General features: G+C 61.3%; 9 protein-coding genes. 3 read left to right on the top strand and 6 right to left on the bottom strand.

The annotated features are described in order from the left end of the window. Together A6U98_RS37425 and A6U98_RS01065 are read left to right on the top strand one after the other, a co-directional pair. Window positions 1-414: hypothetical protein (locus tag A6U98_RS37425; RefSeq protein WP_210179339.1), on the top strand; the 414-nt coding region annotated here is incomplete at its 5' end. Between the two features lie 19 nt (window positions 415-433). Continuing rightward, window positions 434-2,374 carry a M23 family metallopeptidase gene (locus tag A6U98_RS01065; protein ID WP_064647288.1) on the top strand — a complete coding sequence of 647 codons (1,941 nt, stop codon included), beginning with the start codon at window positions 434-436 and terminating at the stop codon, window positions 2,372-2,374. A 101-nt stretch (window positions 2,375-2,475) separates the two neighbouring features. On the opposite strand, the gene clpB is transcribed toward A6U98_RS01065, so the two are convergent. From clpB to A6U98_RS01035, 6 genes are all read right to left on the bottom strand, one after another. Beyond that, window positions 2,476-5,076 (bottom strand): ATP-dependent chaperone ClpB, encoded by a 2,601-nt coding sequence (gene clpB / locus A6U98_RS01060; protein ID WP_064647286.1) that lies wholly within the window; start codon window positions 5,074-5,076, stop codon window positions 2,476-2,478. 251 nt (window positions 5,077-5,327) lie between these two features. Then, the gene (locus A6U98_RS01055) at window positions 5,328-6,095 is read right to left on the bottom strand and encodes a DUF4167 domain-containing protein (RefSeq protein WP_064647284.1); all 768 of its coding nucleotides are present in this window, start codon (window positions 6,093-6,095) and stop codon (window positions 5,328-5,330) included. Between the two features lie 342 nt (window positions 6,096-6,437). Beyond that, window positions 6,438-7,298 (bottom strand): peptide chain release factor N(5)-glutamine methyltransferase, encoded by an 861-nt coding sequence (gene prmC, locus A6U98_RS01050; protein WP_064647282.1) that lies wholly within the window; start codon window positions 7,296-7,298, stop codon window positions 6,438-6,440. After that, window positions 7,295-8,374 (bottom strand): peptide chain release factor 1, encoded by a 1,080-nt coding sequence (prfA, locus tag A6U98_RS01045; protein ID WP_027666756.1) that lies wholly within the window; start codon window positions 8,372-8,374, stop codon window positions 7,295-7,297. The genes prmC and prfA overlap by 4 nt, the downstream gene beginning before the upstream one ends. 29 nt (window positions 8,375-8,403) lie before the next feature. Continuing rightward, entirely contained in the window at window positions 8,404-10,671 is a 2,268-nt protein-coding gene (gene ptsP / locus A6U98_RS01040; RefSeq protein WP_064647279.1) for a phosphoenolpyruvate--protein phosphotransferase, read from the bottom strand. Between the two features lie 88 nt (window positions 10,672-10,759). After that, on the bottom strand, window positions 10,760-12,034 hold the full coding sequence (locus tag A6U98_RS01035; RefSeq protein WP_017995292.1) for an aspartate kinase: 1,275 nt from the start codon (window positions 12,032-12,034) through the stop codon (window positions 10,760-10,762). A gap of 298 nt (window positions 12,035-12,332) precedes the next feature. Here A6U98_RS01035 and ubiG point away from each other — a divergent pair, with 298 nt between their 5' ends. Next, window positions 12,333-13,079 carry a bifunctional 2-polyprenyl-6-hydroxyphenol methylase/3-demethylubiquinol 3-O-methyltransferase UbiG gene (gene ubiG / locus A6U98_RS01030; RefSeq protein ID WP_064647277.1) on the top strand — a complete coding sequence of 249 codons (747 nt, stop codon included), beginning with the start codon at window positions 12,333-12,335 and terminating at the stop codon, window positions 13,077-13,079. Window positions 13,080-13,134: the final 55 nt, after the last annotated feature.

The raw sequence follows: 13,134 nt of genomic DNA, 5'->3' as shown, positions 1-13,134 counted from the left end.
CGAAAGACTTCGTCGCCAGCAGCGCCGCCGCCCTCGTTCAGTGAGTGGGCTTATAGAACTAACCCATTAGAACAGTCAACAGCGCTTTTTGAAAAAATTGATTTTTCTTTCAGGTCATTGTTTTTCCAGGAAAAATTTCGCACAGCACTCAAATGCGGTCATTTCCCGGATTCCGACCGGCCTTACGCGGCCAGGAAAGTTGAACGTCTTTCGACTTTTCGTGGAAAGAACGCTCTTTTGTCCCCTGCGCCCCGACATCATCACAATCTGCTGGTCTTAAGAGAACATGATTCACACAGGCAAATGCAGACAAACTGCCTTTTCCTGAGTGATTTGACTTCCATGCCCAAAATATGCACATCTTTTGCCCCAGCCAGGATGGCCGATACATGCTCCCACAGACGCCTGATGTAAGGACGCGGACCCGACTGCCATGATGACGGAGAAAATGATGATCCGCTCGTTGGGCAACGAGCCTCCGCTTCTGGCCGACGGCAGGCGCGCGCCCGACCGTCGCGAGGTTTCCTTGCGCTGGCTCTCGGGTACGTTCCTCACCGGCATTACATCATCCGTCCTCATGGGTGTCGCTCTTTTCGCCGCCCTTGACGGCCGCCAGCAGTTGGCGATCCCCGCCGAAGCCTATGCGAGTGTCGCGGCAGACGCGCATGAAGATACGACAGTCGTCCGCGGTGGCCGGCTGATCGCGCCCGCCATCGCCGCAAAACCGTCCGACCGCGCCATCATGGAAGTGTCCACCGTCGTCCACGACGGCGAAAAGGAAGTCGTGCGCCGCCAGCCCTTCGCGCATGTGAAGATGACGCTGGCCGCCAACCATGTGGCGACGGAGGACTATCCCGACTTCGATCCCCTGGCGATCTTTTCCGCCGACGAGCCGCAGCCCGCACCGCAAAGCCGCACAGGCGCGCTTTACGGTTCCGACGTCGAATCCGAAGTCAGCCTGAAGACCATTCCCTTCCCGACCGGCAAGACCAGCATGCAGATGGCGTCCGGCCTGTCGCTCGAGGAGGTCGAAGAGAACGTACGCTCCAACGGCTCGGTGCTGACCGACGGCAACACTCAGCTCGCAGCCCTTTATTACGTCGATCCGCGTCGTTTCTCCAACGAGGACGCCGATGTCGATCTGACCGCCGGTCTGTCCGCCCGCGTGCTCGAACAGAACATGACGGTCTCCGCATCGGAATCGATCACGCCGCAGACCGAAGAATTCGCCGACGACATCCTACCCGTGCGCGTCGACACGCCGATCGCCAAGGCGCTGACGGATTCAGGCTATCCGCAGCAATATGCCGACGGTATTGCCGGCTATATCGCGCAGCAACTGGGTTCTGGTGATCTCGACAAGGGCGACGTGCTGCGCATCGGCATCATTCAGAAGGGCGAACAGGCAAAGATCATCCGAGCCAGCGTCTATCGCGGCACGCGCTATCTCGTCACCGTGGCCGTCGACGACAAGGGCAGATACGTGCCCGGCAGCGAGCCGCCGATGTTGGATGCCATCGCCACCGCCTTCGATGACAATTCCTTCGCACCGCCCCCCGGCCAGAACCTGCCGCGCGTCTATGACGGCATCTATCGTGCTGCCCTTTCCTACGGCATGACCAAGGATATGACGGCGCTGATCATCAAGCTGCTCGCCAGCAATGTCGATTTCCAGGCGCAACTGAGGCCGACCGACAGTCTCGAGGCCTTCTTCTCCGTCGCCGATAGCGCCGGTCAGGCGACCGAGGATTCCGAACTGCTCTATGTCAACGCCCGTTTCGGCGACACGCAGACGCGCTTCTACCGTTTCCAGGATCCCGATGACGGCACGGTCGATTATTTCGACGAGAACGGCAAGAGTATCCGCCAGTTCCTGCTGCGTAACCCGGTTCCGAACGGAATCTTCAAATCGGGCTTCGGCATGCGCCGCCACCCGATCCTCGGTTTTGCCCGCATGCACACCGGCGTCGATTGGGCTGCACCCCGCGGCACGGCGATCATCGCCGCTGGCAACGGCACGGTCGAAAAAGCCGGCTGGGATTCCGGCGGTTATGGCAACCAGACGATCGTGCGCCATGCCAACGGCTATGAATCCTCCTACAATCACCAGAGCGCCATTGCCAAGGGCGTCGTCCCCGGTGCCAAGATCCGCCAGGGCCAGGTGATCGGTTGGGTTGGCACGACAGGCGAATCCACCGGCCCGCACCTGCATTACGAGCTGATCGTCAACGGCACCAAGGTCGATCCGCTGCGCATCCGCCTGCCGGGCGGCAAATCACTGCAGGGCGAGGCGCTGGCGAAATTCGAAGACGAGCGCAAGCGCATCGATACGCTGCTGAACAACCAGACGCCAGACCAGGTGGCGAGCAAGTAATTTCCGTTAAACCGACAAGCTGATGCCCCGCCGGTCGTTACCGCGCCTAACGAAAAATGGCGGCCGAGGCCGCCATTTCCCATTCATCCGGCAAACTGGATTTACGCTGCTTCGCTCACCGTCTGCCTCGTCCTGAACTGCAGCCGGTCCGAACCGCTCGTCACCGTCACCGTCGATCCATCCGGCACCTGGCCGGACAGGATCTGCTCGGCCAGCGGATCCTGCACGAACTTCTGGATCACCCGCTTCAGCGGCCTTGCGCCGTAGACCGGATCGTAACCCTTGTTCGCCAACCAATGGCGGGCTTCCTCGTCGAGATCGATGACGATCTTGCGCTCGGACAGCAGAGCCACCAGCCGCTTCAGTTGGATATCGACGATCGCGCCCATCTCCTCGCGCTTCAAGCGATGGAAGAGGATGATCTCGTCGATGCGGTTCAGGAATTCCGGCCGGAAATGCCCGCGCACGACCTCCATCACCTGCTCGCGAACCGTGTCGCTGTCGTCGCCGTCCCTCAGTTGCGTCAGATATTCGGCGCCGAGGTTCGAGGTCATGATGATCATCGTGTTGCGGAAATCGACCGTCCGGCCCTGGCCGTCCGTCAGACGTCCGTCGTCCAGCACCTGCAGCAATATGTTGAAGACGTCGGGATGCGCCTTTTCGATCTCGTCGAACAGCACGACCTGATAGGGCCTGCGGCGCACGGCTTCCGTCAGCGCTCCGCCTTCGTCATAACCGACATAGCCGGGAGGTGCCCCGATCAGCCGGGCAACGGAGTGCTTCTCCATATATTCCGACATATCCATGCGCACCATCGCCGTTTCGTCGTCGAAGAGGAAGCGGGCGAGCGCCTTGGTGAGCTCCGTCTTGCCGACGCCGGTCGGGCCGAGGAAGATGAACGAGCCGATCGGCCGGTTCGGATCCTGCAGGCCGGCGCGCGCGCGGCGGACGGCGCGCGACACGGCCTGAACCGCATCGCCCTGACCGATCACCGATTTCGCCAGTTCGTCTTCCATCCGAAGCAGCTTGTCGCGTTCGCCCTCCAGCATCCTGTCGACCGGAATGCCGGTCCAGCGGGACACGACATGGGCGATATTGTCGGGGATGACCACCTCCTGCACCATCGCGCCGCGATCGCCATCCTGCTTCTCGGCATCGACGAGCTGCTTTTCAAGGTCGGGAATGACGCCGTAGGTCAGCTCGCCGGCACGCTGGAATTCGCCTTTGCGCTGGGCGATCGCCAGTTCGTTGCGGGCATCATCGAGCTGCTTTTTGAGATCGGCGGCAAGGCCGAGTTTCTGCTTTTCCGCCTGCCAGCGGGCCGTCAGCGCATCGGCCTGTTCCTCGAGATCGGTCACTTCGGTTTCCAGCCGCTTCAGACGGTCGGCGGACGCGACGTCCGTCTCCTTTTTCAGCGCTTCGCGCTCGATCTTCAGCTGCATGATGCGGCGGTCGAGTTCGTCGAGCTCTTCCGGCTTGGAATCCACCTGCATCCGCAGCCGCGCTGCCGCCTCGTCCATCAGGTCGATCGCCTTGTCGGGTAGGAAACGGTCAGTGATATAGCGGTTGGAAAGCGTCGCAGCCGCCACCAGCGCCGCATCGGCGATGCGTACCTTGTGATGCTGCTCGTATTTTTCCTTCAAGCCGCGCAGGATCGAGATCGTGTCTTCGACCGTCGGTTCGTCGACGACGACGGGCTGGAAGCGGCGGGCAAGGGCCGGATCCTTCTCGACATGTTTGCGGTATTCATCAAGCGTGGTCGCGCCAACGCAATGCAGCTCGCCACGGGCAAGGGCGGGCTTCAGGAGGTTGGAGGCATCCATCGCCCCATCCGCCTTGCCGGCGCCGACCAGCGTGTGCATCTCATCGATGAACAGGATGATCTCGCCGTTTTCCGCCTGAACTTCATTGAGCACGGCCTTCAGCCGCTCCTCGAATTCGCCGCGGTATTTCGCACCGGCAATCAGCGCGCCCATGTCGAGCGCCATCAGCTTCTTGTCCTTGAGCGATTCCGGCACGTCACCGTTGACGATGCGCAGCGCCAGGCCCTCGACGATCGCCGTCTTGCCGACGCCGGGTTCGCCAATAAGCACGGGATTGTTCTTGGTGCGGCGCGAAAGCACCTGGATGGTGCGGCGGATTTCGTCGTCGCGGCCGATCACCGGGTCGAGCTTGCCCTCGCGGGCTTCCGCGGTGAGATCGCGTGCAAACTTTTTCAGCGAGTCGAAACCCTGCTCGGCATTGGAGGAATCTGCCGTCCGACCCTTGCGGATGTCGTTGATGACCTGGTTGAGGCCCTGGGCCGTCACGCCTGCGTTCTTCAGCGTCGAAAAGGTTGAGGCCGAGGATTCGATCGCCAGCGCCTGCAGCAGGCGTTCTACCGTGACGAAGCTGTCGCCGGCCTTCTTCGCCGCTTCTTCGGCGGTCGAAAGGACCTTGGCGAGTGGTTGTGCCAGATAGATATTGCCGTTGCCGCCGGAGATTTTTGGCAATTTGGCGAGAGCCGCGTCATTGGCAAGACGGGCGGCCTTGGCATCGCCGCCGGCGCGCTCGATCAGCGACGCCGCCATGCCCTGATCGTCGTCGAGCAGGACTTTCAGCACATGTTCGGGCGTAAATTGCTGGTGACCCTGCGCCAACGCATAGGTCTGTGCGGACTGGATGAAACCGCGCACCCGCTCCGAATATTTCTCGATATTCATATTCCACCTCCATGGATCGCCCTGCCCTGACGAGGCGCAGACCGATGATTGAGATCGACCCCCTGAAAAGGCAGGTCGCGTTTTGCCCGTAAGGGATTCGGGCCAAGCAGTTCGAAGAGAATATGGTAGCCTGTTCTGCGAGTTTAAAGAGCCCATTAAATGAAAATCCCCGGCACAAGGCCGGGGATTTTCAAGCAAATTCGAGCAGATGGCATGAACGTCACGCTCTCCCTGAAGGGAAAGCGAAATCCTCATTCCGATGCGACGTCAGCCAGCACTGGCGCCTCGCCAGAGGCGCTCTCGCCTTCAGCGGCGGCTTCTTCGCCCTCAGCACCGCGACGCGGGCGACGGGGACGGCTGCCGGTGCTGCGGCGGCGGGGCTGGCGTTCGCGCGGCTGGCCGGCAGCACCTTCCTCGTCCATGGCGACTTCGGCCGGAATGCCTTCGATCTCCGGCTGCGGACCGGTTCCATCGATGACCTCGGACTGGGGTGCCGGTGCGGGCGCCTGAGCGGCTACCGGCTTCGGCTGTGCCTGCGGCTGGTGCTGTCTGCTCTGCTGCGGCTGTTGCGGCCTGCTCTGCGGAGGCTGGACGATAACGACATCGTCGCCGTCATTGTCATTCTCATTCTCATTGTTGTCCATATCGTCGCCGTCGCGGTCCGCACCGTCGCGATCATTGTACTCGCCGCGGTCGTCGCGCTGGAAGCGTTCCTGCATCTGCGCTTGGGCGCTGGCGATGATACGATTGTAATGTTCGGCGTGCTGGAGATAGTTCTCGGCCATCACCCGATCACCGGAGCTATGAGCGTCGCGGGCGAGCTGCGCGTATTTTTCGGCGATATGCTGCGCCGTACCGCGAATCTTCACATCGGGGCCGGAGCTGTCATAGGTCCGGGTGAGCGGATTGCCGCCCTTGCGGTTGAAATTGTTGTTATTGTTATTTCCACCGCCGCCGCCACCGCCGCCGTTATTGTTACCACGCCCTCGACCGCGCTTGTTCTGCTGTCCTGGCCTCATAGATCGTTCACCTGAATTCTCTGTTTGTGATGGATACATGGCACCAACCGCCATGACCGGAAAACCGGATCAGGACCTTTGTGCCGCGAGCATACTGCGCCTTTGCGCCGACCTGCCGCTTGGTTCTCAAGTCAGTTTGACTGATTCACGCATTGGGTCGTGTTCAACCGTTGAAACTCTCGTTTAAAAGAGCGGACCCCCGAGGCAAACCAAGTACCGAACGAATCTCGTTCATTCCTATCTGCCCAACACGTGACCGCAACCTATATTGCTTCACCGGGAAATCCAAGCCTTTTCTTCGCAATAACAATAATGTCCTGTTCAATGCCGCATTATCGTCTCTCACACGAGCGCGAACACGAGCACCCTGTCGTTCTGACCATAATCTTTCACGGATTTGAGGCACCTGAAGCCTTTCGCTTCAAAGATCGCCGTCACGTCGTTTCGCTGATCGTAGCCGATCTCCAGTCCGACGACCCCATCGGGCCTGATGAACCGTGCCGCATCCTTGGCTATGGCTTTGTAAGCGTCAAGCCCATCCGGGCCGCCATCCAGAGCCGCAGCCGGATCGAATTTGGTCACTTCGGGAGCGAGATCGTGAATGACATTGGAAGCAATATAGGGCGGATTTGAGACAATCGCGTGAAAGGATCCCTGGATGTCCTCGAACCAATTCGACTGTACGGCCTCAAAACGATCCTGCAACCCGTTTCTTTCTGCATTCGATCTTGCCGTCAAAAGTGCATCCGCCGATATGTCACTGCCGACACCTGACGCATCAGGACATTCGCTCAAAAGCGCAAGGCATATCGCCCCGGTCCCGGTTCCCATGTCAAGGATATGGAGACGGCTTTGCGCCATTGCAAGGTCTTTGAGATAGACGAGAACCGTATCGACCAGGATTTCCGTATCCGGCCGCGGTTCCAGCGTTTCAGCCGAGAGCCGAAGCGGCAGACCGTAGAATTCCCGCTCGCCGAGAATGCGATGCACCGGCTCATGACCGAGCCGCCGCTCCAGCGCCTTGAAAATCACTTCGGCCTGCTCGGCAGAAAGCCTCTCGGCCGATCGCGTCAACAGCTCGGTCGGCGACAGTTTCAGAAGGCCCGCGACAAGCAGCCGCGCATCGGTCGCCGGGTCGACGATACCTGCTTCGGTGAAGCGACGGCGCGCTTCGGCAAGTATATCGGCGACCGTCAAGCTCATTGTTGCTCGCCGAGCTGTGCCAGCTGGCTGGCCTGGTAATCGGCCATCAGCGCGTCGACGACCTCCTCGATCTCGCCTTCCATCATCCGGTCGAGCTTATAGAGCGTCAGATTGATGCGATGGTCCGTTACCCGCCCCTGCGGGAAGTTATAGGTGCGGATACGTTCCGAGCGGTCACCGGAGCCGACCTGGCTCTTGCGATCGGCAGAGCGCTCGCTGTCGGCTCTCTGCCGCTCGGCATCGTAAAGCCTGGAGCGCAGCACCTGCATCGCCTTGGCGCGATTTTGGTGTTGCGACTTTTCCGAGCTGGTGACGACAATGCCGCTCGGCAGGTGGGTGATGCGCACCGCCGAGTCCGTCGTATTGACGTGCTGGCCGCCCGCACCCGAAGAGCGCATCGTGTCGATGCGGATATCTTCAGCCCGGATCTCGATGTCGATCTCCTCGGCCTCCGGCAGCACCGCAACCGTTGCGGCCGACGTATGGATACGCCCGCCCGCCTCGGTTTCCGGCACGCGTTGCACGCGATGCACGCCGGATTCAAATTTCAGCTTGGCAAAGACCCCCCTACCGGTAATCGTCGCGATGATTTCCTTGTAGCCCCCGGCTTCGCCCTCGCTCGCCGAGAGCACCTCCACCTTCCAGCCCTTTTCCGCCGCAAAGCGCTCATACATGCGAAAGAGATCGCCGGCGAAAAGGGCGGCTTCCGAGCCGCCGGTGCCGGCGCGGATTTCGAGGATCGCGCTCTTTTCGTCGGCCGCATCCTTCGGCAGAAGCAGGATCTGCATCTCCTGCTCGAGCGCCTCGATCTGCTCCTTCACCTCGGGCAGCTCCAGCTCGGCGAGGTCGCGCATCTCGCGGTCGACCGATCTGTCCTCGAGCAGCGTTTCAAGATCGGCAAGCTCGGCGACCGCCTTCTCATAGACGCGGATCTTCGTCACGACAGGCTGCAGCTCGGAATATTCGGATGCGAGCTTCACATAGACATCGGCAGCCGGACCAGCCGACATGCGCGCCTCGATCTCGCCGAAACGGCGTTCCAGCTCGCGCATCTTTTCAACGGGAAGCTTCGCCACCCTTCACTCCGATTCTTCTTAATCTCTGTCTAAAGGGGAATATTGTGGCTCTCGGCGAAGCGGGCAAGCACCTCGCGCATCGGCATCAAGGCGTGGTGATCGTCCAGCACCTCGTCCATCGCCTTCGTCAGCGCCCCGACATCGAGCCCGAGCAGCATGGCCTTCACCGGTCCGATCGAGGCCGGCGACATCGAGATCGAGCGGAAGCCGATACCGAGCAGCGCCATCGCCGAGATGGGTTTGCTGGCGAGTTCGCCGCAGAGCGTCACCGGCGTCTTATTCCGCTCCGCCCCGCGCACGATATCGCGCAGGATGCGCAAGAACGGCTTACCGAGCGGATCGAAGCGGTCCGAAACCCGTGCATTGCCGCGATCGACCGCCATCGAGAACTGGAAGAGGTCGTTCGAACCGACCGAGACGAAATCGACCGCCTCCATCAACTCGTCGAGCTGCCAGAGCAGTGCCGGCACCTCCAGCATCGCCCCGAACTGCAGCTTGCGCGGCAACCCGTGGCCGAAGCGCGAGAGATGCTGCACTTCCTTCTGCAAGAGCTCGCGCACCATCCTCAGCTCGGAAACCTCGGTCACCATCGGCACCATCAGCTTCAGCTCGGTGTCGGCCGATGCCTTCAGCAGGGCGCGCAACTGGGTGCGCAACAGTCCCGGCCGGTCGAGCGACAGCCGGATGGCGCGCCAGCCGAGTGCGGGATTTTCTTCCTCATGGCCACGGAAATAGGGCACGACCTTGTCGCCGCCGATATCGAGCGTACGGAAGGTGACGGTGCGGCCCGCCGCCTGCTTTATCACATTGCGGTAGAACTGCTCCTGCTCCTCTGCCTTCGGCATGGTGGAAGCGATCATGAACTGCAGTTCGGTGCGGAAGAGGCCGATGCCCTCGGCACCCGATTCCGATAGCTGCGGCAGGTCGACCAGCAGCCCGGCATTCATCATCAGCGCGATCCGCTGCCCATCCTTGGTCACCGGCTCGACGGCGCGTAGCGCCCGGAACTGCTCCTGCCGCCTGGCGCGGAAGCGGACCTTCTCCTCGTAGGAACGCCGATGATCGGCCATCGGCCGCAGATGCACATGCCCCTCGTCGGCGTCGATGATCACCGCATCGCCGTTCTCGGCGAGCGCCACCACGCCCGCCGCCTGGCCGATGACCGGAATGCCCATGGCCCGGGCGACGATCACCACATGGCTCGTCACCGCCCCTTCTTCCAGCACCAGCCCGCGCACATTGGCGCGCGGATAATCCAGCAGTTCGGCTGCCCCCATGGCGCGCGCCAGGATGATCGCATCGCTAGGGAAACCCTCGCCGCTTGTCCGGCCGGTATAACCGGTCAACTGTCTGAGCAGCCGGTTCGCCAGATCCTCGAAATCATGCATGCGTTCGCGCAGATAGGGGTCGGTTAACCGCATCATCCGCGCCTTGGTGTCGCTCTGCACTTTCTCGACCGCCGCTTCCGCCGTCAGGCCGTTGCGGATCGCCTCCTCGAGCTTGCGCACCCAGCCTTGATCATGCGCGAACATGCGATAGGTTTCGAGCACCTCGCGGTGTTCGCCTTCCATCGACACGTCGCGGCGCGACAGCATGTCGTCGATCGAGATCCTGAGCGAGCCCATGGCTTCGGCCAGCCGCCGGATTTCCTTCTCGGCATCTTCGTTCAGCAAGTTGGTGACGACGATGCGCGGCTCGTGCAGCACGACGTAGCCGAGGCCGATGCCGTCATTATAAGTATCGCCGTCGACGGTGACCGAACGCGTCAGGTCGAGTTCGAGGCCCGGCTTGGTAATCTTCTTGAGCTCGCCGGTGGCGATCATCTCTGCAAGCACCATCGCCGTCGTCTCGAGCGCTTCCAGCTCTTCCTCGCGATAGTTGCGGCTCGCCTTGTTCTGCACGACGAGAACACCCAGCGAGCGCCCGGTCCTGAGGATCGGCACGCCGAGGAAGGAATGGTAGATTTCTTCGCCCGTTTCCGGCAGATAGCGGAAGGCCGGGTGCGACTGCGCGTCGGAAAGGTTCAACGGCTGGGCCGAGGCCGCGATGGTGCCGACCAGGCCTTGTCCCATCTTCAATTGCGCCAAGTGCACGGCCTCGCGGTTCAGGCCTTCGGTCGCATAGAGTTCGAGTACGCCGTCGGCGCGCAGCACATAGACGGAGCAAACCTCCGCCACCATGTTGCCCGCGATCTGGCGAACGATCCGGTCAAGACGATCCTGCGGCTCCAGCGGCTCCGCCATCAACTCGCGCAGCCGCCTGAGCAGCACGCGCGGACCGCCGGAAAGGTCTCTCATGGCGTCTCAAGCTCCCGAAACAACGCACTTAGTCCCGGCGGGCCGGCCTCATCTCCTCAACCTGAAGGGGCAGGCCGCCCGCTGGGAATCAATTCTTATCCAGACCGTAGCAGGAATGCAAAGTCCTGACAGCGAGTTCTGCATAGGGACCGTCGATCAGGATGGAAATCTTGATCTCGGAGGTGGTGATCGCCTTGATGTTGATGCCTTTTTCGGCAAGTGCACGAAATGCGGTAGCGGCAACGCCCGCATGGCTGCGCATGCCGATGCCGATGACCGATACTTTCACCAGCCCCGATTCGTTCTGCACGACATCGTAGCCGATCTTCTCCTTATGGTCGCCGAGCACCTTGATCGCCTTCTCGACGTCGCCTGACGGTACGGTGAAGGTCATGTCGGTCTTCGACCCGTCCTCGGAAATATTCTGGACGATCATGTCGACATTGATATGGGATTCGGCGAGCGGCCCGAAGATCGCCGCGGAAACGCCCGGCCGGTCGGCAAGACGGCGAAGCGAGATCTGAGCCTCATCCTTGGCATAGGCGATGCCGGTGACTACTTCCTGTTCCACGATTTCTTCCTCGTCACAAATCAGCGTTCCGGGCGGGTTCAGCAGATCGCCCATGCCCGGAGCATCGGGGTCTTCGAATGATGAGCGCACGAAGGTGCGCACCTTGTGCACCATGGCAAGCTCGACCGAGCGCACCTGCAGTACCTTGGCGCCGAGCGAGGCCATTTCCAGCATTTCCTCGAAGGCGATCTTTTTCAGCCTGCGCGCCTTCGGCACGATTCGCGGGTCGGTCGTGTAGACGCCGTCGACATCGGTATAGATATCGCAGCGATCCGCCTTGACAGCTGCCGCAATTGCGACGGCCGAAGTGTCCGATCCGCCGCGCCCGAGCGTCGCGATCCGGTTGTCGGGTCCCAACCCCTGGAAGCCGGAGATGACGGCCACCTGCCCCTCGCCCATCCGCTTGACGATGTCGGAGCCGTCGATCTCCATGATCCGTGCCGCGCCATGCGCATTGTCGGTGCGGATCGGAATCTGCCATCCCTGCCAGGAACGCGCATTGATATCCATCGCCTGCAACGCGATCGCAAGCAGACCGGAGGTCACCTGCTCGCCGGATGCGACGACCGCATCATATTCCCGCGCATCGTAAAACGGAGAATTGGCGCCGATCACCTTCGGCGTGCCCTGGACCCAGCCGACCAGTTCATTGGTCTTGCCGGACATGGCCGATACCACCACCGCCACCTCGTGCCCGGCATCGACTTCGCGTTTTACGTGGCGGGCAACATTCTTGATGCGGTCCAGGTCAGCGACGGACGTGCCGCCGAATTTCATTACGATGCGTGCCATATGCCTCTACCACGACTGGCGCCGGGAAAGCGGAAAACCGGACCCGGCATCACGAAAGCTCTGGGGCAGACCGCTTGGGCCAGAGAGCCGGGTTCCCAACTTCCGGAACCGCTCTAAAAGCCCAGGCCCCAAAGGCCCCAAGTTGCGGCGTCTCTTAGCGAGTTTGGCGGGGGGAGGCAAGCGCGTGCGATAAAAGCTACTGGCGAGCGGCTCCATGCTCGCCAATCCCCTGATCTGCGCCCCTTGACTTATGCCCCCGATCGTCCGACTTCACTTTTAGCGAATGAAGGAGTGGACGATGACGGAAGGCGCCAGAAGCACGATCGACCAGGGCGAAGTGGACCGCTTCTCGGCGATGGCGGCGGAATGGTGGAGCCCGACCGGCAAATTCAGACCGCTGCACAAGTTCAATCCCGTCCGCCTCGCCTATCTAAGAGACAAAGCCTGCGAGAATTTCGGCCGTGATCCGAAAAGCGCACGCCCGCTCGAAGGCCTGCGTGTGCTCGATATCGGCTGCGGCGGCGGTCTGTTGTCCGAACCTGTTGCCCGCATGGGCGCTTCCGTCGTCGGCGCCGATCCGTCCGAGAAGAATATTGGCATCGCCTCCACCCATGCGAAGGCTTCCGGCGTTTCGGTCGACTATCGCGCCGTCACCGCCGAAGAGCTCGCTGAGGCTGGCGAGACCTTCGATATCGTCTTGAACATGGAAGTGGTGGAACATGTCGCCGATGTCGAGTTCTTCATGACGACCTGCGCGAAAATGGTCCGCCCCGGCGGCCTGATCTTCGTTGCCACCATCAACCGCACGATGAAGGCGGCAGCGCTTGCCATTTTCGCCGCCGAGAACATTCTGCGCTGGCTGCCGCGCGGCACGCATCAGTATGAAAAGCTGGTACGCCCGGAAGAACTGGAAAAGCCGCTGGTGGCGAGTGGCCTTGAGATCACCGACCGCACTGGCGTCTTCTTCAATCCGCTGTCGAACCAGTGGAACCTGTCTAAGGATATGGACGTAAATTATATGCTGCTGGCGAAGCGACCGGCTTAGTCCCGCCATCAATAAACCGGCTACACTTTCAGCGCGATACGCGGGCCGAAATCAT

Source organism: Rhizobium sp. WYCCWR10014 (genome assembly GCF_001657485.1).
In the GTDB taxonomy this organism is placed as follows: Bacteria; Pseudomonadota; Alphaproteobacteria; order Rhizobiales; family Rhizobiaceae; genus Rhizobium.
This window is presented reverse-complemented; position numbering and strand designations above follow the sequence as displayed.